We start from the raw sequence: 25,430 nt of genomic DNA on the forward strand, positions 1-25,430 counted from the left end.
TGGACACACCTAAATAGAGAAACCTGCCAGATGTTTCTCTAGATGCGGTCGATTCTGGGAGATTCAAGCGCCAGCAGCTTGACGCAAGTCAGATGAGTCTAGCGCTCTAGCCAGATAAGGGAGGCAAAACGTCCGGTACGCGGGCTGCGTCGGTAAGAAAAGAAGCGTGGGTCGGTCACGGTGCAGTAGCCGCCACCATAGACCGCCGTTACCCCCCGAGCCGCCAGGCGCAGGCGCGCCAGCTGGTAGATGTCGGCCATGAAGCGGCCGGCATTGACGCTTGGTACAAAGGCTTGCTCGGTAGCAGCCAACTGGCTGACGAAGGCTTCGCGCACTTCAGCCCCGACCTCAAAACGCTCCGGGCCAATGGCCGGCCCCAGCCATACCAGCACTTCGGCGGGTGCGGCATCCAGGCTGTCGAGGGTGGCTTCCAGCACACCGGCCGCCAGCCCGCGCCAACCGGCATGAGCCGCCGCAACCCGGGTTCCGCTTCGGTTGCAGAACAGCGCCGGCAGACAATCGGCAGTCATCACCGCACAGGCGATGCCCGGAGTCGCCGACCAACTGGCATCGGCCGTTGCCACCACCGACGGATCAGCGTGGGCCACGGCAATCCCGTGCACCTGTTGCAACCAGGCCGGAGCAATGTCGAAACGCTCGGTCAGGCGCCGTCGGTTTTCGGTCACCGCTTCAGGTTGGTCTTCAACGTGATCGCCCAGATTCAGGCTGTCGAACGGCGCCAGGCTGACGCCGCCGCTGCGGGTGGTGACACAGGCTCTGACCCCGGCCGGCGCGGGCCAGTCAGGCAGCAGCCAGTCACTCATCCGACGAACGCCTCACGGTCTTGCTTGAGCAGCGACAACAGCCAGACGAAGTCATCCGGCAATGGCGACTCCCAGCTCATGCGTTCACCGGTGGTCGGATGATCCAGTTCCAGGAAACGGGCATGCAGGGCCTGGCGAGGGAAGTTTTTCAGCGACTCGACCATGGTCTGGCTGGCCGCCGGCGGAATGCGGAAACGACCGCCATAGGCCGGGTCGCCCACCAACGGGAAGTTGATATGGGCCATGTGCACCCGGATCTGGTGGGTACGACCGGTCTCCAGCTTGACCCGCACGTGGGTGTGGGAACGGAAACGCTCCAGTACCCGATAGTGGCTGACGGCCTGCTTGCCGCCTTCCATCACCGCCATACGCTGACGCTGCTGGCCGTGACGGCCGATGGGCGCGTTAATCTTGCCCCCGGCGGTGACCACACCGATCACGATGCATTCATAGATGCGGCTGACGCTGCGGCTCTGCAACTGGGCCACCAGCTGGGTCTGGGCCTGGATAGTCTTGGCCACCACCATCAGACCGGTGGTGTCCTTGTCCAGGCGGTGGACGATACCGGCCCGAGGCACATTGATAATGTCGGGAACGTGATGCAGCAAGGCGTTGAGCAAGGTGCCATCAGCATGGCCGGCAGCCGGGTGCACCACCAGGCCCGCGGGCTTGTTGATCACCAGGATGTCGTCGTCCTCATAGACGATGTCCAGCTCGATGTCCTGGGCGATCCACTCGCCCTGGGCCTCCTGCTCGGCGGTCAGCTCGAGTACGGCACCGCCGTGCACGATGTCCCGCGGGCGGATCACCGCTCCGTCCACAGTCAGGCGGCCGTCTTTGATCCAGGCGGAAAGGCGCGAGCGCGAATGCTCAGCGAATAGTTGGGCGGCGACTTGATCGAGGCGTTGACCGCCCAGTTCGGACGGCACCTCTGCGCGAAGTTCAATTTTATCGGACATGCTCGGACTGGGCGTCGGCACAGCCTTTGGTTTCGGCTGCGCGCTTGTGGTTAAATACGGCGTCTTTTGCCCCGAGGCTTTCAACGGGGCGCTCATCATAACAGGACGGCCCCGCCCAAGACAGCGGCCGTCATAGGGACGCAAGCCGCCATGCAAGTGAAACACCTGCTGCTGATCGCCATCCTCGCACTGACCGCTGCTTGCTCATCGAAGGAAGTCGTTGACGAAAACCTGAGCGAAGTCGAGTTGTACCAGCAGGCGCAGACCGACCTGGACAACCACAGCTATACCAGCGCCACAGCCAAGCTCAAGGCCCTGGAATCGCGCTATCCCTTTGGTCGCTACGCCGATCAGGCACAGCTCGAGCTGATCTACGCCAACTACAAGAATGCCGAGCCGGAAGCCGCCAAGTCCGCTGCCGAGCGCTTCATTCGCCTGCATCCCCAGCACCCGAACGTGGACTACGCCTACTACCTCAAGGGCCTGACCTCCTTCGACCAGGACGTCGGCCTGCTGGCGCGCTTCCTGCCACTGGACATGACCAAGCGTGACCCGGGTGCCGCCCGCGACTCCTACAACGAGTTCGCCCAGCTCACCAGCCGCTTCCCCAACAGCCGCTACGCCCCGGACGCCAAGCAGCGCATGATCTACCTGCGCAACCTGCTGGCCGCCTACGAAATCCACGTGGCCGACTACTACCTGACCCGCCAGGCCTACGTCGCCGCCGCCAACCGTGGCCGCTACGTCGTGGAAAACTTCCAGGAAACCCCTTCCGTGGGTGACGGCCTGGCGGTGATGACCGAGGCCTACCAGCGCCTGCACCTGGACGAGCTGGCTGCAACCAGCCTGGAAACCCTGAAGCTCAACTACCCGAATCACCCAAGCCTGGTGGACGGCCAGTTCGTACCGCGCGTGGCGGAAGCCGACAACCGTTCGTGGCTGAGCAAGGCCACCCTGGGCCTGATCGAGTCCCGCCCACCGCTGCCGCCGGGAGAAACCCGCGCCAACCAGGACGTGATGAAGCAGTACCAGGACGCCAAGGACGCGATCCCGTCGGAGCTCAAGCCCAAAGACAGCAACGGCGATGCGATCGAGGAAGAAAAGCACGAGGCCGCCGGCAACAACAGCGACCGTTCCTGGTTCAGCTACATGACCTTCGGCGTGTTCGACTGACAGTCAGCGCAGCAAATAAAGGGAGACTTCAAGTCTCCCTTTTTCATGCCTGACACTTCTTGGGCCTGTGCGCCTGCCAGGCGCTTGGCTAAACTGCCGCCTCTCTCCCCCCACAAAGCGGGTCACCATGCTTCGTCTACTGTTCTGGATCGCCCTGATTGCCGCTGCGGTATGGTTCTGGCGCAAGTTCAAGCGCCCCGCGGCCACACCCCGCAGCCCCCACGAACCGGCCACTACACCAATGGTGCGCTGTGCCCACTGCGGCGTGCACCTGCCTCAGGATCGGGCGCTGAGCCTGTCGCAACAGTGGTACTGCAGCCAGGCACATCTGGAGCAAGGCCCTGGCCGCCAGGACCGCTGACAGCTGCGACATGGGCTCAAGCGCGTAGCCATTCCCGACACGCGCACCTTGAGCCCTTGCGCCAGCACCGAAGGCCCTTGCTTTCCCCTCGCCCTGCCAGCCCCGGACTCGGGGCGCCAACCCACACAACTGGCGACAAAATAACCGTCGCCCAAGCCCCTGCGCGCGCCTCCCCGCGGGCCTAGACTTCATCTCTCGCCTACAGCACGAGCGCTGTCGCCCGCTGCTCACTCCCGGAGAAAGACGGCCACCGCCATGAATCCACAGCACAGAGCGCTGGTGGTCGATGAGACCAGGGAAATCCGCTCTGTGCTGGAGATCACCCTGGGCCGCATGCGCCTGCACACCCAAAGCGCCCGCAGCCTGCAGGAAGCCCGCAGCCACCTGGCCCGGGAGCATTTCGACCTGTGCCTGACCGACCTGCACCTGCCGGACGGCAGCGGCCTGGAGCTGCTGCAGCATATTCGCCGGCACCATCCCCAACTGCCGGTGGCCCTGCTCAGCCACGAGGCCTGCGCGCCAACCAGCGCCCTGGATGCCGAAACCTGCGACCTGCTGCCAAAGCCTCTGGACCTCAAGCGCCTGCGGGACTGGGTGGCCACCGCCCTGAAACGACAACACTCGGGTGTGGCGACTCGCTTCTCTGAGCAACTGCCGGGGGATTCGCCGCCCATGGTCATCCTGCGCCGGCATATTGCCAAACTGGCCGCCAGCCTCGCGCCGCTCTACATCAGCGGCGAGTCCGGCAGCGGCAAGGAACGAGTGGCCCGATTGATCCACCAGTCAGGCCCCAGAGCCGCACAGCCCTTTGTCCCGGTCAACTGCGGAGCGATTCCCGGCGAACTGATGGAGAGCGAGTTTTTCGGTCACCGCAAGGGCAGCTTCAGCGGCGCCCTGATGGATCAGCCCGGACTGTTCCGGGCCGCTCATGGCGGCACCCTGTTCCTCGACGAGATCGCCGACCTGCCGCTGGTCATGCAGGTGAAACTGCTGCGAACCCTGCAGGAAAAGTCCGTGCGCTCAGTAGGCGCTCAGGAAGAACAGGCGGTGGATGTACGAATCCTCTGTGCGACCCACAAGGATCTGAAAAGCGAAGTGCAAGCCGGACGCTTTCGCCAGGACCTGTTTTATCGGCTGAATGTCATCGAGTTGCGGGTTCCCGCCCTGCGCGAACGTCGGGACGATATCGGGCTACTGGCCCGGCACATCCTCCAGCGTCTGGCCGCCAGCAGTGGCCGGCCAGCCCCACAGTTGCGCCCACAAGCACTGCAAGCCCTGGAGCGCTACGGCTTCCCCGGCAATGTGCGTGAACTGGAGAACCTGCTGGAACGGGCCCAGGCCCTTTGCGAGAGTCCGTGGATCGAAGTGGCAGACCTGAATTTACCGGTCCCCGAACCTGAGGACGAGCTCCCGCCGGGGCCCGCCCTCAATCTCGATCTGGCGCGGCACCTGCAGCAGGTGGAGCGCCAGTTGCTGCTCCAGACCCTGGAGCAAACCCGCTGGAACCGCACGGAGGCGGCCCGGCGGTTGAGCCTGTCGCTGCGTTCGATGCGCTATCGCATGAAGAAGCTAGGACTGGACTAGACCCGCCCCTCAGGGGCATAGGGCGCCGGATCGATGATCGGTGCATGCCCCAGCAACAGGTCGCAGAACAACTGGCAGGAAGCCGGTGCCAGCACCAGACCGTTGCGGTAATGCCCGCAGTTGAGCCACAGGCCGGCAAACCCGGGAACCGGTCCGATATAGGGAATCCCCTCGGGAGAGCCGGGTCGCAGCCCAGCCCAATGCCCCACCACTTCGGCATCCGCCAGGGCAGGGATCAGCTCGACGGCCGAGGCCTTGAGGCTTTCCAGTGCCGAGGCGGTCGGGGTCTTGTCGAAGCCCTCATGCTCCAGGGTGCTGCCCACCAGGATATGGCCGTCCCGTCGTGGAATGGCATAACGCCCCTTGGCCAGAACCATGCAGGAGAGGAAATCGGCAGCGCACTTGTAGAGGATCATCTGCCCCTTAACCGGCTCCACGGGCAGCTCCAGCCCCAGGCTACCGAGCAACTCGCCACTCCAGGCACCAGCGCAAAGCACCACCTGGTCGGCACGAATCTCTCCGAGCGAGCTATGCACCCCTGCCACTCGCTGGCCGTCGTGGATAAAACCACTGACCGCGCATTGCTCGTCAATGCGCACATTGGGCAAGGCCTGCAAAGCCGCCTTGAGGGATTTGACCAGACGCGGGTTGCGCACATTGGCCACATTGGCCATGTAGATCGCCCGCTGGTAGCCGGCACCCAGCACCGGGACTCCGTCATGCACCGCCGAGATGTCCACGGCACTCAGGGGACGGCCTTCGCGTTGCGCCCACTCCAGCGCCAGGGCCTGGTCTTCGAGGTCCAGCCAATAGAGCCCGGTGGTATGGACCTCGGGATCGACCCCGGTGGCGTTCAGCAGTTGCTGCGCCAGCTGTGGATAAAAATCCTGGGACCAGTGGGCCAGGGCCGTGACCGCCGGACTGTAGCGCCAGGGATACAGCGGCGAAACGATCCCGCCACCGGCCCAGGACGACTCGCGCCCCAGGTCCGAGCGCTCCACAAGTCGTACCCGCTGGCCCCGGGACGCCAGATTGAAGGCCGTGAGCAGACCGATCACCCCGCCGCCCACCACCAGCACTTGCTGTTGTTCAACCATAGTCAGATCCATTCAAGAGAAAGACAGTGGGCGCCGCAGCCCCCGAAACCCGTGATCAACGCCCCCAGCAGTCCTTGGCCGTCAGCACTTCGGCTTGACCTGTGACGCTGATGGCGCCGGTTTGATCGATGCTGAAGCTGCCGCATTTGTCCCCCGCCATCAGCGTATCGGCCTTGGGCGATGCGGTCAGCGAGAAGCCGGTGTCGGTCAGGGTCGGGGCGATGCTGTAGTAATCGTTGCCGGCACTCAGGTCCGGGGCGTTGCTGTAGACCCCGGCTTTGGAAAAGTGGCGTTCGAGCTGCTGTGCCTGCTCGGTGAGCAACGCCGCGATTTCGCTGCGATGGGGCTTCTTCAGGTATTCGGTGATGCTGGGAAGGCTCAAGGTCAGGACCAGACCTATGATCGCAATCACGATCATGATTTCGATCAGGGTAAAACCTTGGTTGGATCTGCGCATGGTCAAGAATCTCGCTTACTGAATTTGTCGCCACAGGATGCGCCGGCTGCCACCGCTGGACCTTTGCTCCAGGGAGCTGCTGGCGCCGCCAGGGGCGCTGACGATCTTGCGGGGCTGATGGCTGGAAACGCCCGCGCGGCCGGGGAACCCATCGACGAACCCGGTGCCCGTGGAGAAGGCTTCCTGATCCGTCACGACTCCAGCACCGTCGGCGTCCAGCGGCGCGGCGTCGAGCATCTTACCGCTGAACGCCTGCAACTCGATCAATTTCCCGCAGGCTTGGCCTGAGCCACACACGCCAGTCTCGAGCCACCCAGCACTCAAGGACCACGAACCGAATAGGCCAGAGGGCTCCGGAACCTGATCAGCCACCCTGACCGGCGACTGAACGTCGCTTGCGACAACCTGCCCCCCATTGCCCAGCAGCACGAGCGCAAACACCAACGGCCACCGGCACCGCAGCATCTCGGAATCAGTACTTGGCATAAATGCTCTCCAGCACGCTGCGCGCCTGCCCCGCCAGCCCTACTGCAGTCACTCGGTACAGAGTGGCCGAGGTGTCGGGGGGCAGGCCGAGTGCATTCCGGACAATCCCCAGGTTCTGCACCGCATAAAAACCCTCGCCGGTGGCGACCCAGGTCACCGCCGAAGCCTCATTGAAGCCGGCACCGCTGACCACCGTCGATTCAGCGGGAGGTGCACACCGCACAGGATCCGCGCACAGCGGCAAAGAGTCATCACCCCGGCGGACCGCGCCTTCCCCCAGGCGCAGCGCCGCCTCCGCAGCCTGGAAAGCCCGATTGTGCAGCAGCAGACTGGCGGCCATCTTTTCCTGCAAGGTGGCGTTCTGCAGGGATGACAGGCCGATCAGGCTCAGCACCAGCAGAAACACCAGGCTCACCAACAACGCCATGCCCCGTTCGCCGTCGGGCTTGAATCCTGCCGGGTACCTCATCAGGGCAACCTGTTGCGCAAGGCCGCCACCACCGTGTAGCTCTGCGGGCCGACCCGAGCGTCGGGATCGGCCAGGGTCAGGCGCAATCGCACGCTGCGGATCCGCGCCGGATCCCCCGGATGCGGGCTGTAGCGAGCAACCCCGCTATCCGTTGCGGAGCGGGCCACGCCGAACCCGACATCAAAGGCTTCGACGTTGTCCAACAGCACCGCCTGCTGCTTGCCCAGGCCACTGCCGAACAACAGTTGATGGTTCTTGTAGCTGTAGAACACTCGTCGCAAGGCAAACACCTGCTGCCCGACACCTCCTGGATGAGCCCCCGAATAGGCCACCGCGCTGCGCTGGCAGTCGGTGACCAGGCTCCAGGTCGGCGCCCCGCCATCCTCACCGACATCCGCGGTGATCAGGGTCAGCTTGTGCTCGGCACTGTCCCACTGAATCGGGGTGGCCCGGTAACGAGAAAATTCCGTGGCGATACTCGCGTCGTCGACGTCCCGCAAACACCCTGCCAGCCCCGCCATGCGAATTTCCTGGAGCATCTTGCTCAGGACAAACCGCCCATCCTCCTGCAAGTAGGCCGCGGCGCTCTGGCTGAGGTAGGTGTGTTTTGCCGCGATAAATACCTGGGTTGCGGCCAACACCAGCACCAGCCCCAAGAGCAGCGCCAGCATCATCTCCACCAGCGCAAAACCGCAGTTGCCTCGCTTCACGGCGTGCCTCCCGGCCCCACCGCCACTCGGCTGCTGATTTCCAGGCTGCGCTGGCTGGCAACCCGGCCCGCGGCACGGGAGTCGTCCCAGGTGATGCGAACGGTGTAGACCTGCTGGTTGACACTGGTGCGCCCCTTGGCGCCGGGCCCGCCAAAGCTGGCGACGTTGCCGGCAAAGTCCACCAGGTCCTGATCCCGCACCGTGCCCGTGTTGCCCTCAGAGGGAGTACCAAGGGTGTAATCGGCAGATGCGTTGGCCCGAATGCGATCGAGCATGTCGTAGGCGATAAAGCTGGCCTGAGTGCTCATTCGCGCACTGTCGGTATGCTGCAGCGCCCTGATCTGCAGCGCCGCCGCTCCCAACAGGCCCAGCGCCAGAATCGACAGCGCCACCAGCACCTCGATCAAGGACATGCCGTCCTGTGCATGCCACCGGTTCATCCGTAATGTCCTCCATGACTCCCACCTCGATTGAGACAGGCACCGGTCACTCGCCGCAGGCGACGGCCCCTCAAGTTCGGCGAGCCGCGCCAGGACGGCGCAAATCGATGCGGCCGCCTCCAGAGGTTAGCCTCGGCGTCGCCCCCAGGCCGCTGACTGGAACACCCCGCAATACATTGCCCTGCGCCCCCACACAGCATGTGCCGCAAGCGACAACACACAGCGCGATGTGTGGTTGCCGCTAGCTGAAACCCTTTGTACGCAAATTCATGGCAAGCCTTGGCAAAGTCCTCGGCTATAACAGTTCAACGCCTGGCCGGTCGGAGACTGGCACTGTGGCCCTTTGGCTCAAGGGCGGGTACCTATCGCGTGAAATCGGGCGTTCCAGGGAGGAATAGCGCATGCATGAGAAGGGTTTCAGCCTGATCGAACTGCTGAGCGCGCTGGCGGTGCTGGCGCTGTTGCTGCCACTGTCCAGCGCCGCCCTCAGTGAGCTGCTGCGCTCCAATCGCCAGCAGGACTCCGCGCAGATGCTTGCCAGCGGCCTGCGCAATGCCCGGGCGGCGGCAATCCTGCATCAACGCACCGCGCTGATCCATGGCCTGGACAACGACTGGAGCCGGGGCTGGCGCATCATTCTGGATATCAGTGGCAAGGGGCCGGAGGATTCGGAGAATCCGCTGCTGATCGAGCGGCGCAGCGGTGGGCAGGTCCTGATTGTGGGCAATCGCCCGGTGCAGCATTACGTGCGTTTCAGCCCATTGGGCAACCCGTTGCTGCCCAGTGGCGCCTTCCAGGCCGGCACCCTGCACATCTGCCAGGCAGACCGGGAGCACAGCCGTCATCAGGTGGTGCTGTCACGCAGCGGGCGGGTCAGCCTGCGCAGCGATGCCGCCGAGCAGGCCTTGTGTGCGACAGCAGGCTGATCAGAGCAGGGAGCGAACCCGCAGTTCCTTGGGCATGGAGAAGGTGATGTTCTCTTCGCGTCCCGCCAGCTCGTCGGCCCCCGTGGCGCCCCAGGCTTGCAACTGCTGGATCACCCCACGCACCAGAACCTCCGGCGCCGAAGCACCGGCGGTGATGCCAATCCGCTCGACCCCGTCGAACCAACTGCGTTGCAGATCCTCGGCACCGTCGATCAGGTAGGCCGGGGTGGCCATGCGCTCGGCCAGCTCGCGCAGGCGGTTGGAGTTGGAGCTGTTAGGGCTGCCTACCACCAGTACCACGTCGCATTCGTCGGCCAGTTGCTTGACCGCGTCCTGGCGGTTTTGCGTGGCATAGCAGATGTCGTCCTTGCGCGGCCCGCCAATGGCCGGGAAGCGCGCACGCAGAGCGTCGATCACCCGGCTGGTGTCATCCATGGACAAGGTGGTCTGGGTCACGAAGGCCAGGCGCTCGGGGTTGCGCACCTGCAGCTCGGCCACGTCCTTCTCGTCTTCTACCAGGTAGATGGCGCCTCCATTGCCAGCATCGTACTGGCCCATGGTGCCTTCGACTTCCGGGTGGCCGGCGTGGCCGATCAGGATGCATTCACGACCGTCGCGGCTGTAGCGCGCCACTTCGATATGCACCTTGGTCACCAGTGGGCAGGTGGCATCGAACACCTTGAGGCCCCGACCGGCGGCTTCGCTGCGCACCGCCTGGGAAACACCGTGGGCGCTGAAGATGACAATGACGTCATCCGGCACCTGGTCCAGCTCTTCGACGAAGATCGCTCCGCGATCGCGCAGGTCTTCGACGACAAATTTGTTGTGTACCACTTCATGCCGGACGTAGATCGGCGGCCCGAAGACTTCCAGGGCGCGATTGACGATTTCGATCGCCCGGTCCACACCGGCGCAGAAGCCACGGGGGTTGGCGAGTTTGATTTGCATGCTGTGCCTCGTGTCTTGCGCGCAAGAAGTTAGATCGTTGTAGACAGCGGATCGCCGGCAAACCGGCTCCTACAGAATAGGAGGCAGCGTGCCGGCGATGCTGTTAAAGCGCTTTGACGTCGATGATCTCGACATCAAAGGTCAGGGTCTTGCCGGCCAGCGGGTGGTTGAAGTCGACGGTGACCTGAGCGTCATCGAACGCTTTGACCACACCGGGCAATTCAGTGTTCGCCGCGTCATTGAAGATCACCAGCAAGCCTTCCGACAGCTCCATGTCCTGGAACTGCGAACGCGGGATGATCTGCACGTTCTGCGGGTTGGGCTGGCCGAAGGCGTTTTCTGGCTCGATCGTCAGATGGCGCTTGTCACCAGCCTTGAAGCCGAACAGCGCTGCTTCGAACCCGGGTAGCAGGTTGCCATCGCCGACCTTGAAGGTCGCGGGGGCCTTGTCGAAGGTGCTGTCTACGGTGTCGCCGTTCTCCAGGCGCAATGCGAAGTGCAAAGTGACTTCGGTGTTCTGACCGATACGTTGTTCAGTCAATACCTGTTCAGTCATGAACGGCTTCTCCGGTTTTCTTGCTCTTGAACATATCCAGGGCCAGCATCACCGCGCCGACGGTAATGGCGCTGTCGGCGAAGTTGAATGCCGGGAAGTACCAGCGGTTCTGCCAGTGCACCAGGATGAAATCGATCACGTGACCCAGGGCGATGCGGTCGTACAGGTTGCCCAGAGCCCCGCCCAGTACCAGGGCCAGGGCGATGGCCAGCCAGGTTTCATTGCGCCCCAGACGCTTGAGCCAGACCACCAGCACCGCGCTGACCACAATCGCGATCAGGGCAAACAGCCAGCGCTGCCAGCCGGAGCTGTCCGCAAGAAAGCTGAAGGCCGCACCGGTGTTGTAGGCCAGGGTCCAGCTGAAGTAGTCCGGGATCACCACGATCTGCTGGTACATGCTCAACGAACTTTCGAAGTGCAGCTTGCTGACCTGGTCGATGACCAGGACCAGCACGCTCAACCACAGCCAGCCCAGACGGCCGAAACGGCCTGCGGCGTTAGGCATAGTGACGAACCTCGCCTGCGCCGCTGATGTTGTCCACGCAACGCCCGCAGATTTCCGGATGCTCCGGATGCACACCAACGTCTTCGCGGCAGTGCCAGCAACGGGCGCACTTGACGAAGCTCGACTTGACCACTTTCAGCTTGAGGCCGCTGACTTCGGTTTCCACCGCGTCGGCCGGGGCCTGGGCCAGAGGCGCGACGCTGGCGGTGGAGGTGATCAGCACGAAGCGCAGTTCGTTGCTCAGCTTGGCCAGATCGGCCGACAGCGAATCCTCGGCGTACAGGGTCACTTCGGCCTGCAGGTTGCCACCCACCGCTTTCGCAGCGCGCTGGTTCTCCAGTTCCTTGTTGACCGCGGCCTTGACCGCCATGATCCGCTCCCAGAAGGCGCGGTCCAGCTCGAAGCCTTCCGGCAACTCGCTCAGGCCTTCGTACCAGGTGTTGAGCATCACCGATTCGTTGCGCTCGCCCGGCAGGTACTGCCACAGCTCGTCGGCGGTAAAGGCCAGGATCGGCGCGATCCAGCGCACCAGCGCTTCGGAGATGTGGAACAGCGCGGTCTGGCAGGAACGCCGGGCCTGGCTGTTGGCGCCGGTGGTGTACTGGCGGTCCTTGATGATGTCCAGGTAGAAGCCGCCCAGCTCCTGCACGCAGAAGTTGTGCACCTTGGAGTAGACGTTCCAGAAGCGGTATTCGCCGTAGTGCAGTTCCAGCTCACGCTGCAGCAGCAGGGTACGGTCCACGGCCCAACGGTCCAGGGCCAGCATGTCTTCAGCCGGCAGCAGGTCGGTGGCCGGGTTGAAGCCGCTCAGGTTGGAGAGCAGGAAGCGCGCGGTGTTACGGATACGCCGGTAGGCGTCGGCGCTGCGCTGCAGGATCTGATCGGAAACCGCCATCTCGCCGGAGTAGTCGGTGGCCGAAACCCACAGGCGCATGATGTCGGCGCCCAGGGTGTCGTTGACCTTCTGCGGGGCGATCACGTTGCCCAGGGACTTGGACATCTTGCGGCCGTTCTCGTCCACGGTGAAACCGTGGGTCAGCAGTTCGCGATACGGCGCGTGGTTGTCAATGGCGCAACCGGTGAGCAGGGACGAGTGGAACCAGCCGCGGTGCTGGTCGGAACCTTCCAGGTACAGGTCGGCCCGCGGGCCGCTTTCATGGCCCATCGGGTGCGAACCGCGCAGCACGTGCCAGTGGGTGGTGCCGGAATCGAACCAGACGTCCAAGGTGTCGCTGATCTTGTCGTACTGGCTGGCTTCGTCGCCCAGCAGTTCAGTGGCGTCCATCTTGAACCAGGCTTCGATGCCTTGCTGTTCGACGCGCTTGGCCACCTCTTCCATCAGCTCGACGGTACGTGGGTGCAGTTCGCCGCTTTCCTTGTGCAGGAAGAACGGAATCGGCACGCCCCAGTTGCGCTGGCGGGAGATGCACCAGTCCGGACGGTTGGCGATCATCGAGTGCAGGCGCGCCTGGCCCCAGGCCGGGACGAACTGGGTGTCCTCGATGGCTTGCAGGGCGCGCTGACGCAGGGTGCCGCCGGCTTCCGGCTGCTTGTCCATGCCGACGAACCATTGCGCGGTGGCGCGATAGATCAGCGGGGTCTTGTGACGCCAGCAGTGCATGTAGCTGTGGCTGATGGTTTCGGTGTGCAGCAGCGCGCCGACTTCGCTCAGCTTGTCGACGATGGCCGGGTTGGCCTTCCAGATGAACTGGCCGCCGAAGAACTCCAGCGACGACGCGTAGACACCGTTGCTCTGTACCGGGTTGAGGATGTCGTCGTTGACCATGCCGTAGCGCTTGCAGGTCACGAAGTCGTCTTCACCGTAGGCAGGCGAGGAGTGAACCACGCCGGTACCGGCGCCCAGTTCCACGTACTCGGCCAGGTACACCGGCGACAGGCGATCATAGAACGGGTGACGGAAATTGATCAGTTCCAGGGCCGAACCCGGGGCGGTGGCGATCACCGAGCCTTCCAGGTTGTAGCGAGCCAGGCAGGACTCCACCAGTTCTTCGGCCAGGACCAGCAGGCGCTCGCCGGCATCCACCAGGGCGTAGTTGAACTCCGGATGGACGTTCAGCGCCTGGTTCGCCGGGATGGTCCACGGGGTGGTTGTCCAGATCACGATGGCGGCGGGCTTGGCCAGCTTGGCCAGGCCGAAGGCGCCAGCCAGCTTGGCTTCGTCGGCAATCGGGAAGGCCACGTCGATGGTGGCGGACTTCTTGTCCTGATACTCGACTTCCGCCTCGGCCAGGGCCGAACCGCAGTCGAAGCACCAGTTCACCGGCTTCAGGCCCTTGAACACGAAACCACCCTTGACCATTTCCGCCAGGGCACGGATCTCCCCGGCCTCGTTGGCGAAGTTCATGGTCTTGTACGGGTTGGCCCAGTCACCCAGCACGCCCAGGCGGATGAACTCGGCCTTCTGCCCTTCGATCTGCTCCGACGCGTAGGCGCGGCACAGCTCGCGAGTCTGGTCCGAAGACAGGTTCTTGCCGTGAGTCACCTCGACCTTGTGCTCGATCGGCAGGCCGTGGCAGTCCCAACCCGGAACATAAGGCGCGTCGAAACCCGCCAGGGTTTTCGAGCGGATGATCATGTCCTTGAGAATCTTGTTGACCGCATGACCGATGTGAATCGAGCCGTTGGCATAGGGAGGACCGTCGTGCAGGACGAACTTGGGACGATCCTTGCCAATCTCGCGCAACTTTCCGTACAGGCCAATGCTGTCCCAACGCTGCAGAATCTGTGGTTCGCGCTGAGGCAGGCCGGCCTTCATTGGGAAGGCGGTGTCCGGAAGGTTTAACGTGGCTTTATAGTCGGTCATTTAAGGCTCTTCATTAGCGATTGGCGCTATGGATACGTGCCACTTGGGCACGGGCGGCGGCAACATCCGCATTGATCGCCGTCTTCAACGCCTCCAGGGAGGCGAAACGCTGCTCTTCACGCAGCTTATGGTGGAAAACCACCGTCAAACGCCGGTCATACAGATCGCCGGCAAAATCTAAAAGATGAACTTCCAGGTGGGCCTTGCCATCACCTGCAACCGTGGGCCGCACGCCAATATTGGCGACACCGGGCCAAGCCTTGCCATCGATATCGACGCTCACCAGGTAGACCCCGGACAGCGGCACGCGGCGGCGTTTCAATTGCACGTTGGCAGTGGGCGTACCCAACTGGCGCGCCAGCTTCTGCCCGTGCAGTACCCGTCCGGCAATCCGGTACGGTCGACCGAGCAGCCGCTCGGCCAGATCAAAGTCGGCAGCGGCCAGGGCATTGCGGACCTGGGTGCTGCTGACGCGCAAGCCATCCAGCTCAACGGTCTGCGCGGCTTCCACGGTAAATCCGTGGGTGGCTCCGGCCTGTTGCAGGAACTCGAAATCGCCAACCCGGTCGCAGCCGAAGCGGAAATCGTCCCCCACTTCCAGGTGCTGCACACCCAGGCCGTCCACCAGGATCCGCTCGACGAACTCGCTGGCGCCGAGCTTGCTCAGGCGCTGGTTGAAGGCCAGGCACAGGACCCGATCGACACCTGCCTGAGCCAGCAACTGCAGCTTGTCGCGCAAGCGGGCCAGGCGGGCCGGGGCGGTCTCCGGGGAGAAAAACTCCCGCGGCTGCGGCTCGAAGATCACCACGCAGCTGGGCACGCCCAACTCAAGCGCACGCTCACGCAGTCGCCCCAGAATAGCCTGGTGACCACGGTGAACACCGTCAAAGTTGCCAATAGTGGCGACGCAGCCCCGATGCTGGGGGCGCAGATTGTGGAGGCCTCGAACCAGCTGCATAACGCGCTTCTTGCTCATAAAGTGGCCGATTATAACCACACCCGGCGGCCGACGACAGGCAACACCGTAACCCAAAGTGATCGAACCGACAAAACCGGTGCCCGCCCTGCCCCGACCATTAAAGCGTCATCAGTTCAAGGCTTTGCGATTGAAGTCGCGCAAACGGAAGCCCAGCAGGGCCAGCATGCCGAAATAGGCCACCACGCCAGCCACCACCAGAACCCCCAGACGCAGGAAACGCGCAAGCATAAGCCCCTGGTCCCAGGCTGGCATGAAGTGCAGCAACCCCAGAAGCACACCGGACATGACCGCCACGGCCACCAGCAACTTCAGCGCAAAGCGCCCCCAGCCCGGCTGCGGCTGGAACATCTGCTGCTTGCGCAGCTGATAAAACAAAAGGCCCGCGTTGATACAGGCTCCAGCACTGATGGCCAGGGCCAGGCCGGCGTGCTTCAAGGGGCCGATAAACGCCAGGTTGAGCAACTGGGTGACGACCAGGGTGAAAATGGCGATTTTCACTGGCGTACGGATGTTCTGCTGCGCATAAAAGCCCGGCGCCAGCACCTTGATCACGATGATTCCCAGCAAACCCACGGCATAAGCCACCAGCGCACGCTGGGTCATGGAGGCATCAAAGGCGCTGAACTCGCCATATTGGAACAGCGAGACCGTCAGCGGCTCGGCCAGTATGCCCAGGGCCAGGGAGCACGGCAGCACCAGGATGAAACACAGGCGCAGCCCCCAATCGAGGATCCGCGAGTACTCATGACGATCCTTGCTGGCGTAGGTCTTGGCCAGGGTCGGCAGCAGAATGGTCCCCAAGGCGACCCCCAGCACGCCGGACGGCAGCTCCATGAGCCGGTCGGCGTAATACATCCAGGACACGGAGCCGGCTACCAGGAACGAGGCAAAGATGGTGTTGATGATCAGCGAGATCTGACTGACGGACACCCCGAGAATCGCCGGCAGCATCTGTTTCATCACCCGCCAGACACCGGTGTCCCGCAGATTCAGGCGTGGCAGCACCAGCATGCCGATCTTCTTCAGGTGCGGCAGTTGGTAGAGCAGTTGCGCCAGGCCACCGGCCAGTACCGCCCAACCCAGCGCCATCACGGGCGGATCGAAATACGGGGTCAGGAACAGCGCGAAGATGATCATGCTGACATTGAGCAGCGTCGGCACGAAGGCCGGCACCGAGAAGCGATTCCAGGTATTGAGAATCGCCCCGGCCAGCGAGGACAGCGAAATCAGCAATATATAAGGAAAGGTCACCCGCAACAGATCGGAGGTCAGGGCGAATTTTTCCGGCGAATCGACGAAACCAGGCGCCGTGGCCCAGATCACCCAGGGCGCGGCAATGATGCCCAGGGCCGTGACCAGCGCCAGGACCAGGGTCAGCAACCCCGAGACATAGGCGATAAAGGTGCGGGTCGCCTCCTCGCCCTGCTGACTCTTGTACTCCGCGAGGATCGGTACGAAGGCCTGGGAAAAGGCGCCCTCGGCAAAGATCCGTCGCAGCAGGTTGGGCAGTTTGAAGGCGATGAAGAAAGCATCCGTCGCCATCCCGGCGCCGAAGGTGCGCGCGATGATGGTATCGCGGACAAACCCCAGCACCCGGGAAAGCATCGTGATAGAGCTGACCGCGGCCAATGACTTGAGCAGGTTCATGAAAAGGTTGTTTGCCTGTAGATAAACAGCAGGCGAAAAGACGCCCACTTATGCGATACTCCGCGCCGCAACAGCACAGAGCCAAAGCTCGCGAGTTTACAGGTCAAGCGCCGGAAATAAATATCCCGCCTCTTCAGATCGACCACTCAGCGGAACGTATCACCCGCCCTTGACAAGACTTCAACTCATCGGCATGATTCGCGGCCTATTTTGTTTGCTATTTCCCAAAAAGTCTTTCGAGGAGCTCGACGGTGGCCAACACACCTTCCGCCAAAAAACGTGCAAAACAGGCTGAGAAGCGTCGCAGCCACAACGCCAGCCTGCGTTCCATGGTTCGTACCTACATCAAGAACGTAGTTAAGGCCATCGACGCCAAAGACGCCGCTAAAGCGCAAGCTGCTTATGTTCTGGCCGTGCCAGTTATCGACCGCATGGCCGATAAGGGCATCATCCACAAGAACAAAGCTGCTCGCCATAAAGGTCGTCTGAATGGCCACATCAAGGCTCTGAACCTTGCTGCTGCAGCCTAAGCGACGCGCTTGTTAAAAAACCGACCCAAGGGTCGGTTTTTTATTGCCTGCCATTTATCACCTCGACCAGCCAGCCCCACCCGGAGCCGGCTCGCCAAGATTCAATATTTCACTGATGCGGCCAAGGCAGGATAGGAATCGCCGTCACCGCATTCTGCGGACTGCCCTCGATCACCCGATCGCTGTAGACCAGATACACCAGGGTGTTGCGCTTCTTGTCGAGAAAACGCACCACTTGCATGGTCTTGAACACCAGGGAAGTACGCTCCTTGAAGACCTCCTCACCATCCTTGAGCTCACCCTTGAACGCGATCGGCCCCACCTGACGACAAGCGATGGACGCCTCGGCACGATCCTCCGCCAAACCCAGGCCACCCTTGAGGCCACCGGTCTTGGCTCGCGACAGATAGCACGTCACACCGTCCACCTTGGGATCATCGAAGGCCTCGACCACGATGCGATCGTTCGGCCCGACAAACTTGAACACCGTGGACACCTGACCAATTTCCTCGGCCGAAGCCATGAACGGCATCGCCAAGAGCAAGCCCAACAATCCTTTTGCTACGCGCATTCGCTTTTCCTTAGATCGCTTACACCAGAATCAGGTTGTCGCGGTGAACCAGTTCCGGTTCAGCCATGTAACCCAGGACACCCACAATTGCATCAGAAGGCTGACCGATGATCTTCTGCGCCTCAAGCGCACTATAGTTGGCCAGGCCACGGGCGATCTCACGACCGTCGGGCGCCACGCAAACCACCATTTCGCCACGCCGGAAACCGCCCTGGACCTGCTTGACCCCAACCGGCAACAAGCTCTTGTTGCCCTGAGCGAGCGCCGACACCGCCCCTTCATCCAGCACCAGGGTGCCACGGGTCTGCAGATGCCCGGCCAGCCACTGCTTGCGAGCCGCCAGCATGCCGCGCTCCGGCGACAACAAGGTACCTATGCGCTCGCCGGCCTTGAGGCGATCCAGCACCCGCTCCAGACGCCCACCCACAATGATGGTGTGCGCACCGGAACGCGCCGCCAGCCGCGCCGCCCGCAACTTGGTCTGCATGCCGCCACGCCCCAGGGCGCCGCCGGTACCTCCAGCCACGGCGTCCAGCGCCGGATCATCGGCACGCGCCTCGTAAATCAACTGAGCATCGGGATTGCTGCGCGGATCGGCGTCGAACATGCCATCGCGATCCGTGAGAATCACCAGCAGATCAGCCTCCACCAGGTTGGCAACCAGCGCCGCCAGGGTATCGTTGTCGCCAAAGCGGATTTCATCGGTGACCACGGTGTCGTTTTCATTGATCACCGGAATCACCTTGAGCTCCACCAGCGCCCGCAGGGTACTGCGCGCATTGAGGTAACGCTTGCGATCCGACAGATCGTCATGGGTCAGCAGAATCTGCGCGGTATGCCGGCCATGCTCGGCAAAACTCGATTCCCAGGCCTGCACCAACCCCATCTGGCCAATGGCAGCGGCCGCCTGCAACTCATGCATCGCACTCGGTCGTGCGGTCCAGCCCAGGCGGCTCATCCCGGCCGCCACAGCGCCCGAGGAAACCAATACCAACTCGACGCCGGCCTCATGCAAGGCCACCATCTGCTCGACCCATACACCCATTGCAGCGCGATCCAGCCCCTTGCCGTCCGCCGTCAGCAGCGCGCTACCGATCTTCACGACCCAGCGTTGCGCACCCGTCACCTTGCTCCGCATCTTATTCAACCTTTGCCAGCGAGCGGCGCGACCGAGCGCCACTCATGGGGTTATTCGTATTCACAGCTTGCAGATACCAAAACGCCGCTCGAATGAGCGGCGCCTTGAGAGCTGGCTGGCAGCGATGATAACACCGCGCCAGGCCAGATAAACCGTCTTCGCGGACCAGCCCGCGACGACAGGATCAGTCGCGGACGTAGATGATTTCCGGACCGTCCTCGTCATCCACATCCTCTTCATCCCAATCATCGTCACCGATGTCGTGGACGCTCTTGACGCCACTGCGACGCAGAGCACGCTGGTCATCCAGCGCCTGCAACTGTGCGCGCGCCTCGTCTTCGATACGCTGATCCAGCTCGGCCAGCTCGTCGGCGTAGGCCGGGTCGGCCGCCAGGCGATCAGCACGATCCTCCAGGTAACGCATGATGTCGCGACTCAGACGCTCGGTGCCATCCTTGGAAATGGCCGAGATCACGTAGACAGGGCCAGTCCACTGCAGGCGATCGACGATCTCCTTGACGCGCTCCTCACGCTCTTCCTCAAGAATCTGGTCGCTCTTGTTCAGCACCAGCCAGCGCTCGCGCTCGGCCAGGGACGGGCTGAACTTGACCAGCTCGTTGACAATCACCTCCGCCGCATCCGCCGGACTGCTTTCATCCAGCGGCGCCATGTCCACCAGGTGCAGCAGGATGCGCGTGCGCGCCAAGTGCTTGAGGAAGCGAATCCCCAGTCCCGCGCCATCGGAAGCCCCTTCGATCAGACCCGGAATATCGGCAATGACGAAGCTCTTCCAGCGATCGACACTGACCACGCCCAGGTTCGGCACCAGCGTGGTGAACGGATAATCGGCCACCTTCGGCTTGGCCGCGGAAACCGAGCGAATAAAGGTACTTTTGCCGGCATTCGGCAAGCCCAGCAGACCGACGTCCGCCAGCACCTTCAGCTCCAGCTTGAGATCGCGCTGCTCACCCGGCTTGCCCGGAGTGGTCTGGCGCGGCGCACGGTTGGTACTGGACTTGAACCGGGTGTTACCCAGACCGTGCCAGCCACCCTGCACCACCATCAGGCGCTGACCGGCCTTGGTCAGGTCACCAATGACCTCCTGGGTGCCAGCATCGATGATGGTGGTGCCGACCGGAACCCGCAGCTCCAGATCCTCACCCTTCTTGCCGGTGCAGTCGGTGCTGCCACCATTGGAGCCACGCTCGGCATCGAAATGCCGGGTGTAACGGTAGTCCACCAGGGTGTTGAGGTTTTCGTCGGCAACCATATAGATCGAGCCGCCGTCACCACCATCACCGCCGTTGGGACCACCGTTCTCGATGAATTTTTCCCGACGGAAACTCATGCAGCCATTGCCGCCGTCGCCAGCTTTTACTCGGATCGAAACTTCATCAACAAACTTCATGATCAAACGCCTCTCGCCGCACGGGCGAGCTGAAGAAACCAAGACATAAGACTCTTGCAAAAATGAGCGCAGCGACCTCAATCAACGACCGAAACATCCAACGCTGCCAGCTCGTACAAACAGTTTTGCAAGAGACTCATCCCACAAACGAAAAAGCCCCGTCGCGAGACAGGGCTTTTCCAGCGATCGCGCAATTAAGCCGCGACAACGCTCACGTAACGACGACCGAAGGCGCCTTTTACTTCGAACTTGATCACGCCTTCGATTTTCGCGAACAGGGTGTGATCTTTACCCATGCCAACGCCGTAGCCAGCGTGGAATTGGGTGCCGCGCTGACGCACGATGATGTTGCCGGCCTTGATGACCTGGCCGCCATACATCTTCACGCCAAGGCGTTTGGCTTCTGAGTCGCGACCGTTACGGGTACTACCACCAGCTTTTTTGTGTGCCATGAGTTCAATTCTCCTAGTGAGGAATTAGGCTGAAATTAAGCCTGAATACCGGTGATTTTGATCTCGGTGAACCACTGGCGGTGGCCCATACGCTTCATGTGGTGCTTACGGCGACGGAACTTGATGATGCGGACTTTATCGTGACGACCTTGGGAGATCACTTCAGCCTTGACGGTTGCGCCAGCAACAACAGGTGCGCCGATGTTCACGTCGTCGCCGTTGGCGACCAACAGAACGCGGTCAAAAGTCACGGATTCGCCAGTGGCGACTTCCAGTTTTTCGATCTTCAGGTATTCACCTTCAGCGACCTTGTATTGCTTACCGCCGGTAACGATTACTGCGTACATGGTATTTCTCCGATAATCCTGCTCACCCAGCTCTTTATAAGAAGAGGTATTGGCTGGCATGGCTGCATGGGGCTGGAACGGCCCAAGTGCAATTGCGTAAGGCAGGTGCTGCCCAGGAAGTTCAGGGTGCGCGATTGTACGCAAGGCACAATAGCGATGCAAGTGCCGTTCAGGCGGCGCCAAGCACCGCCGGGAGCGCGCCTTGACACCTGCGGACGCGGGTCCTAGCATGCCGCGCAACCCTTCTGGAGCACCTGTCGCTGATGCAACCCCAAGCTTTCTACCGCGCGGTGGCGGACGATTTTAGCGCCGTCGACGGCATCATCAAGAAACAGTTGACTTCCCGAGTACCGCTGGTTTCGAAAATCGGCGACTACATCACCTCGGCCGGAGGCAAGCGCCTGCGCCCGCTGTTGGTGTTGCTATGTGGCAAGGCCCTGGGCCGCGAAGGCGATGACCTGCGCCTGCTGGCCGCCACCATCGAGTTCCTGCACACCGCCACCCTGCTGCATGACGATGTGGTCGACATGTCCGGCATGCGCCGTGGCCGCTCCACCGCCAACGCCATGTGGGGCAATGCTCCCAGCGTGCTGGTGGGCGATTTCCTGTACTCGCGCTCCTTCGAGATGATGGTCGAACTGGGCTCGATGCCGGTCATGCGCATTCTGTCCCAGGCCACGCGGATCATCGCCGAAGGCGAAGTGCTGCAACTGTCCAAGGTGCGTGACGCCAGCACCACCGAAGAAACCTATATGGAAGTCATCCGCGGCAAGACCGCGATGCTCTTCGAAGCCTCGACCCACAGCGCCGCCGCCCTGGCCGGTGCGACACCGGAACAGTCCGAAGCCCTGCGCACCTTTGGCGATCACCTGGGCGTGGCCTTCCAACTGGTGGACGACCTGCTGGACTACCGTGGCGATGCCGAAACCCTGGGCAAGAACGTCGGTGACGACCTGGCGGAGGGCAAACCGACCCTGCCGCTGATCTACACCATGCGCGAAGGCACCCCGGAACAGGCTGCCCTGGTGCGCCAGGCCATCCAGAAAGGCGGTATCGAGGACCTGGAAAGCATACGTGCCGCGGTTGAGGCGTCGGGCTCCCTGGACTACACCGCACAGCTGGCTCGCGACTACGTGGCTCGCGCCATTACTTGCCTGGAAGCCCTGCCACCCAGCGAATACCGCGACGCTCTGGTGGAACTGAGCGAATTCGCCGTCGCCCGCACCCACTAAAGTGCACCGGCTCCTGCCTATGCGCAGGAGCCGGCGCAACTTCCCAGCGCCCCCTCCCCGACAAAACCCTATACAATGTGCGCTTTTTAGCCATCCTGACTTTGAGGAGCTTAAGTGAGCACTTTGCCACCCTGCCCAAAATGCAATTCCGAATACACCTACGAGGACGGCACCCAGCTGATCTGCCCCGAGTGCGCCCACGAGTGGTCCGCCAGCGGCGAAGCCGAAGCCGCCTCCGATGAAGCCGTGAAGAAAGATTCGGTGGGCAACGTGCTGCAAGACGGCGACACCATCACCGTGATCAAGGACCTCAAGGTCAAGGGCACCTCCCTGGTGGTCAAGGTTGGCACCAAGGTCAAGAACATCCGCCTGTGCGATGGCGACCACGACATCGACTGCAAGATCGACGGCATCGGCCCGATGAAGCTCAAATCCGAGTTCGTCCGCAAGGTCTGACGCCTACCCCCTCTCGCGCCTGCCGCGAGAGGGTTTCCCACCTATACCCCCCTCCATGCTTGATCCACACACCTGCTAGCGAAAAGCCAGCCGATTTGATCGAAAACAATTTCCACACAGAAAAAAGCAGAAACCGCCAATAGGTACTTGCTATTCATTGAATAAGAATTATTCTCATTGAACCCCATTCAAGGAGATGACACCCATGACTTATTTGATTGATGCCTGGCTGGACCGCCCACACCCCTACCTGCGAATCCTGCATCGGGAAACCGGGGAAGTCTGTGCTGTGCTGGAAGAGGAAGCCCTGAGCGAGCTGCAGGACCAGGGAGATCTGGACCTGAACGGTTTGAGCTCCAGCGAGCCGCTGGTACTCAAGGAGTTGGTGCGCAACCTGTTTTTGTTCTGCTACGCCAGAGCCTTGCGGCCAACCGGCGCCGATGGCCAGAGCCTGGGCGCAAAAATCCGTCTATGAAACCAGAACCGAGAAAGGGGCAAGCTGGCCGAGGATGAACGGACCGCGCGTGCGCGGCCGTCATTGCCAGCCATCTGGCCCCTACACGGGTTACAGAACGTCCAGCAGCTCGACGTCGAACACCAGAACGCTGTGCGGCGGGATGCTGCCCACGCCTTGTGCGCCGTAAGCCAGTTCGCTCGGCACGTACAGACGCCATTTGCTACCGGCGTTCATCAGTTGCAGCGCTTCGGTCCAGCCGGCGATCACGCCACCTACCGGGAATTCGGCAGGCTGGCCGCGCTCGTAGGAGCTGTCGAACACGGTGCCGTCGATCAGGGTGCCGTGATAGTGGGTACGCACGCTGTCTTCACGGGATGGCTTGGCGCCGTCGCCCTGGGTCAGCACTTCAAATTGCAGACCGGAAGCCAGGGTGGTGATGCCTTCACGCTTGGCGTTTTCCGCCAGGAAAGCCAGGCCGGCACCAGCAGCCGCTTCAGCCTTGGCAGCCGCTTCGGCCTGCATGATTTCGCGAATCACCTTGAAGCTGGCGGACATCTCTTCCTGACCCACACGGCTTGGCTTACCGGCGAATGCGTCGGTCAGGCCCGCCAGGATTGCGTCCAGGCTCACACCCGGTGGCGGGTTGTCGCGCAGCTGGTCACCCAGCTGACGGCCAATACCGTAGCTGACGCGGGTTTCGTCGGTGGACAGATTTACTTCGGACATGACACTGCTCCGCTGTGCGGACGGCTCAGGGAAGGCCGCAGAAACACAGGGCCTCCCGGAGCGCCCGGAATCAAAAGGGCGAGCAGACTAGCACAGAAGTTCGGCGATAATCAGCGCAACCCCGCCATTACCAGGCGGAGCGCATAGTGATCGGTACCTTCAGGCTTTCTTCGGCACTGGCGGACAAACCGCACATCTCATCGTGCACCGAAGTGTGAATCAGGTTGAAAGGCAACTTGGGAAAGGACTGCAATACCTCACGGGCATGCTCTACCGAACGCAGATGAAACATCTGGCCCTGGGCGTCGCTGAGCGGGTAAGCAGCCCCGTGCATGCGCGCCTCGAGCAGATAGATCCCGCCTTCCAGGGAGATCAGGTTCAATTCATCGACTTTTCCGGCGATGGCGTAGGCATTCATTTCCTGCAGGTTCATAAGCGCACCTCGTGCATTGGAAACCCCCGACGCCTACATGGATATTCCTCGGTCAAGAAAAGCACAAGCCACAAACAACACCGCCCGTCCGTTTTGCAACGCACGGGCGGCCGCTATTGATCCAGCAGGAGCAATCAGTGCTTGGTCAGCTTGTCCAGGTAACCCATGGCAAAGGCCGAGATCACGAAGGTCATGTGAATCACCACGTACCACAGCAGGTACTCGGTCGGAGTGTTCTTGGCGTCCATGAACACCCGCAACAGGTGAATCGAGGAGATCGCCACGATGGAAGCCGCCACCTTCATCTTCAGCGACGAAGAATCCATCTTGCCCAGCCAGCTGAGCTTTTCCTTGTCTTCATCGATGTCCAGCTGCGATACGAAGTTCTCATAGCCGGAGATCATCACCATCACCAGCAGACCGCCCACCAGCGCCATGTCGATCAACGACAGCAGGACCAGGATCAGGTCCGACTCAGCCATCGAAAATACATTGGGAATGACGTGGAAGACTTCCTGGAAGAACTTCAATGCCAACGCCAGCAGGCCCAGGGACAAACCGAAGTAGATCGGCGCCAGCAGCCAGCGTGAGGCATACATTGCATTTTCGATAAAACGTTCCATTAAATCTCGCACCCGGAGTAAAAAACGGCGGCGAGTATATCAGCGCGCCAAATGCCCATAAACCACAGGCAATCCCCGTTTCTACGGGTTTTTCCGCACGTTTTTTCTGCTA

30 protein-coding genes are annotated in these 25,430 nt (G+C 62.1%); 8 read left to right on the plus strand and 22 right to left on the minus strand.

Annotated features, from left to right (window positions below; translation table 11 throughout):
• Window positions 1-98: 98 nt before the first annotated feature.
• On the minus strand, window positions 99-824 hold the full coding sequence (gene pgeF, locus PST29_RS25875) for a peptidoglycan editing factor PgeF (protein WP_060844668.1): 726 nt from the start codon (window positions 822-824) through the stop codon (window positions 99-101).
• Window positions 821-1,783 carry a 23S rRNA pseudouridine(1911/1915/1917) synthase RluD gene (rluD, locus tag PST29_RS25880; RefSeq protein ID WP_016964308.1) on the minus strand — a complete coding sequence of 321 codons (963 nt, stop codon included), beginning with the start codon at window positions 1,781-1,783 and terminating at the stop codon, window positions 821-823. The genes pgeF and rluD overlap by 4 nt, the downstream gene beginning before the upstream one ends.
• Before the next feature lie 150 nt (window positions 1,784-1,933).
• Here rluD and PST29_RS25885 point away from each other — a divergent pair, with 150 nt between their 5' ends.
• From PST29_RS25885 to PST29_RS25895, 3 genes are all read left to right on the plus strand, one after another.
• Window positions 1,934-2,956, plus strand: coding sequence for an outer membrane protein assembly factor BamD (locus PST29_RS25885; RefSeq protein ID WP_060841152.1), 1,023 nt, complete (start codon window positions 1,934-1,936; stop codon window positions 2,954-2,956).
• A gap of 127 nt (window positions 2,957-3,083) precedes the next feature.
• Entirely contained in the window at window positions 3,084-3,317 is a 234-nt protein-coding gene (locus tag PST29_RS25890; RefSeq protein ID WP_060841153.1) for a PP0621 family protein, read from the plus strand.
• 255 nt (window positions 3,318-3,572) lie between these two features.
• Window positions 3,573-4,901 (plus strand): sigma-54-dependent transcriptional regulator, encoded by a 1,329-nt coding sequence (locus PST29_RS25895; RefSeq protein WP_060844669.1) that lies wholly within the window; start codon window positions 3,573-3,575, stop codon window positions 4,899-4,901.
• Here PST29_RS25895 and thiO read toward each other — a convergent pair.
• The 6 genes from thiO to pilV all read right to left on the minus strand — a co-directional run bounded on the left by thiO (window position 4,898) and on the right by pilV (window position 8,560).
• Window positions 4,898-5,998 carry a glycine oxidase ThiO gene (gene thiO, locus PST29_RS25900; protein WP_060841155.1) on the minus strand — a complete coding sequence of 367 codons (1,101 nt, stop codon included), beginning with the start codon at window positions 5,996-5,998 and terminating at the stop codon, window positions 4,898-4,900. The two genes, PST29_RS25895 and thiO, sit on opposite strands and share 4 nt — an antisense overlap.
• 55 nt (window positions 5,999-6,053) lie before the next feature.
• Complete coding sequence (locus PST29_RS25905) at window positions 6,054-6,455, minus strand: type IV pilin protein (protein WP_060844670.1); 402 nt, start codon at window positions 6,453-6,455, stop codon at window positions 6,054-6,056.
• Between the two features lie 15 nt (window positions 6,456-6,470).
• Window positions 6,471-6,752 (minus strand): hypothetical protein, encoded by a 282-nt coding sequence (locus PST29_RS32015; RefSeq protein WP_148659676.1) that lies wholly within the window; start codon window positions 6,750-6,752, stop codon window positions 6,471-6,473.
• 175 nt (window positions 6,753-6,927) lie between these two features.
• On the minus strand, window positions 6,928-7,410 hold the full coding sequence (locus PST29_RS25915) for a pilus assembly PilX family protein (protein WP_232513182.1): 483 nt from the start codon (window positions 7,408-7,410) through the stop codon (window positions 6,928-6,930).
• On the minus strand, window positions 7,410-8,120 hold the full coding sequence (locus PST29_RS25920; RefSeq protein ID WP_060841159.1) for a PilW family protein: 711 nt from the start codon (window positions 8,118-8,120) through the stop codon (window positions 7,410-7,412). Before PST29_RS25920 ends, PST29_RS25915 begins: the two co-directional genes overlap by 1 nt.
• Window positions 8,117-8,560: a type IV pilus modification protein PilV gene (gene pilV / locus PST29_RS25925; protein ID WP_060844673.1), complete on the minus strand. Its 444-nt coding sequence runs from the start codon at window positions 8,558-8,560 to the stop codon at window positions 8,117-8,119. The genes PST29_RS25920 and pilV overlap by 4 nt, the downstream gene beginning before the upstream one ends.
• Window positions 8,561-8,961: 401 nt before the next feature.
• Here pilV and PST29_RS25930 point away from each other — a divergent pair, with 401 nt between their 5' ends.
• A complete protein-coding gene (locus tag PST29_RS25930; RefSeq protein WP_060841161.1) occupies window positions 8,962-9,486 on the plus strand; it encodes a GspH/FimT family protein in 525 nt (174 codons plus the stop codon).
• On the opposite strand, the gene ispH is transcribed toward PST29_RS25930, so the two are convergent.
• From ispH to murJ, 6 genes are all read right to left on the minus strand, one after another.
• On the minus strand, window positions 9,487-10,434 hold the full coding sequence (gene ispH, locus PST29_RS25935) for a 4-hydroxy-3-methylbut-2-enyl diphosphate reductase (RefSeq protein ID WP_060844674.1): 948 nt from the start codon (window positions 10,432-10,434) through the stop codon (window positions 9,487-9,489). It abuts the gene before it with no gap.
• A gap of 103 nt (window positions 10,435-10,537) precedes the next feature.
• On the minus strand, window positions 10,538-10,990 hold the full coding sequence (fkpB, locus tag PST29_RS25940; protein ID WP_060841163.1) for an FKBP-type peptidyl-prolyl cis-trans isomerase: 453 nt from the start codon (window positions 10,988-10,990) through the stop codon (window positions 10,538-10,540).
• Window positions 10,983-11,495 (minus strand): signal peptidase II, encoded by a 513-nt coding sequence (gene lspA, locus PST29_RS25945; protein WP_016964296.1) that lies wholly within the window; start codon window positions 11,493-11,495, stop codon window positions 10,983-10,985. Before lspA ends, fkpB begins: the two co-directional genes overlap by 8 nt.
• A complete protein-coding gene (gene ileS, locus PST29_RS25950) occupies window positions 11,488-14,319 on the minus strand; it encodes an isoleucine--tRNA ligase (protein WP_060844675.1) in 2,832 nt (943 codons plus the stop codon). Before ileS ends, lspA begins: the two co-directional genes overlap by 8 nt.
• A gap of 13 nt (window positions 14,320-14,332) precedes the next feature.
• Window positions 14,333-15,277 (minus strand): bifunctional riboflavin kinase/FAD synthetase, encoded by a 945-nt coding sequence (gene ribF / locus PST29_RS25955; RefSeq protein ID WP_060844676.1) that lies wholly within the window; start codon window positions 15,275-15,277, stop codon window positions 14,333-14,335.
• 129 nt (window positions 15,278-15,406) lie between these two features.
• On the minus strand, window positions 15,407-16,945 hold the full coding sequence (gene murJ, locus PST29_RS25960; RefSeq protein ID WP_060841166.1) for a murein biosynthesis integral membrane protein MurJ: 1,539 nt from the start codon (window positions 16,943-16,945) through the stop codon (window positions 15,407-15,409).
• Between the two features lie 251 nt (window positions 16,946-17,196).
• On the opposite strand from murJ, the gene rpsT reads away from it, so the two are divergent.
• A complete protein-coding gene (gene rpsT / locus PST29_RS25965; protein WP_016967023.1) occupies window positions 17,197-17,475 on the plus strand; it encodes a 30S ribosomal protein S20 in 279 nt (92 codons plus the stop codon).
• Window positions 17,476-17,584: 109 nt separating this feature from the next.
• Here the strand turns inward: rpsT and PST29_RS25970 are convergent, their stop codons facing one another.
• From PST29_RS25970 to rplU, 5 genes are all read right to left on the minus strand, one after another.
• Complete coding sequence (locus PST29_RS25970) at window positions 17,585-18,046, minus strand: CreA family protein (protein WP_060841167.1); 462 nt, start codon at window positions 18,044-18,046, stop codon at window positions 17,585-17,587.
• Window positions 18,047-18,065: 19 nt separating this feature from the next.
• Complete coding sequence (proB, locus tag PST29_RS25975; protein ID WP_060841168.1) at window positions 18,066-19,184, minus strand: glutamate 5-kinase; 1,119 nt, start codon at window positions 19,182-19,184, stop codon at window positions 18,066-18,068.
• A 184-nt stretch (window positions 19,185-19,368) separates the two neighbouring features.
• On the minus strand, window positions 19,369-20,592 hold the full coding sequence (cgtA, locus tag PST29_RS25980) for an Obg family GTPase CgtA (RefSeq protein ID WP_016967026.1): 1,224 nt from the start codon (window positions 20,590-20,592) through the stop codon (window positions 19,369-19,371).
• A 194-nt stretch (window positions 20,593-20,786) separates the two neighbouring features.
• Window positions 20,787-21,044, minus strand: coding sequence for a 50S ribosomal protein L27 (gene rpmA / locus PST29_RS25985; protein WP_003228360.1), 258 nt, complete (start codon window positions 21,042-21,044; stop codon window positions 20,787-20,789).
• Between the two features lie 35 nt (window positions 21,045-21,079).
• On the minus strand, window positions 21,080-21,391 hold the full coding sequence (rplU, locus tag PST29_RS25990; protein ID WP_003228361.1) for a 50S ribosomal protein L21: 312 nt from the start codon (window positions 21,389-21,391) through the stop codon (window positions 21,080-21,082).
• 263 nt (window positions 21,392-21,654) lie between these two features.
• Here rplU and PST29_RS25995 point away from each other — a divergent pair, with 263 nt between their 5' ends.
• The 3 genes from PST29_RS25995 (at window position 21,655) to PST29_RS26005 (ending at window position 23,554) form a co-directional block, all read left to right on the plus strand.
• Complete coding sequence (locus tag PST29_RS25995; RefSeq protein WP_060841169.1) at window positions 21,655-22,623, plus strand: polyprenyl synthetase family protein; 969 nt, start codon at window positions 21,655-21,657, stop codon at window positions 22,621-22,623.
• Between the two features lie 114 nt (window positions 22,624-22,737).
• Window positions 22,738-23,079, plus strand: a complete 342-nt coding sequence (locus tag PST29_RS26000) for a zinc ribbon domain-containing protein YjdM (RefSeq protein ID WP_016967028.1) — start codon at window positions 22,738-22,740, stop codon at window positions 23,077-23,079.
• A gap of 205 nt (window positions 23,080-23,284) precedes the next feature.
• Complete coding sequence (locus PST29_RS26005; RefSeq protein ID WP_016967029.1) at window positions 23,285-23,554, plus strand: PA4570 family protein; 270 nt, start codon at window positions 23,285-23,287, stop codon at window positions 23,552-23,554.
• A gap of 90 nt (window positions 23,555-23,644) precedes the next feature.
• Here PST29_RS26005 and PST29_RS26010 read toward each other — a convergent pair whose 3' ends face one another.
• The 3 genes from PST29_RS26010 to PST29_RS26020 all read right to left on the minus strand — a co-directional run bounded on the left by PST29_RS26010 (window position 23,645) and on the right by PST29_RS26020 (window position 25,318).
• On the minus strand, window positions 23,645-24,262 hold the full coding sequence (locus PST29_RS26010; protein ID WP_044465159.1) for an FKBP-type peptidyl-prolyl cis-trans isomerase: 618 nt from the start codon (window positions 24,260-24,262) through the stop codon (window positions 23,645-23,647).
• 127 nt (window positions 24,263-24,389) lie between these two features.
• A complete protein-coding gene (locus PST29_RS26015; protein ID WP_060841170.1) occupies window positions 24,390-24,695 on the minus strand; it encodes a DUF6482 family protein in 306 nt (101 codons plus the stop codon).
• A 134-nt stretch (window positions 24,696-24,829) separates the two neighbouring features.
• Complete coding sequence (locus PST29_RS26020) at window positions 24,830-25,318, minus strand: TIGR00645 family protein (RefSeq protein ID WP_015637095.1); 489 nt, start codon at window positions 25,316-25,318, stop codon at window positions 24,830-24,832.
• Window positions 25,319-25,430: the final 112 nt, after the last annotated feature.

The organism is Pseudomonas sp. St29 (assembly GCF_001547915.1).
GTDB lineage: Bacteria > Pseudomonadota > Gammaproteobacteria > Pseudomonadales > Pseudomonadaceae > Aquipseudomonas.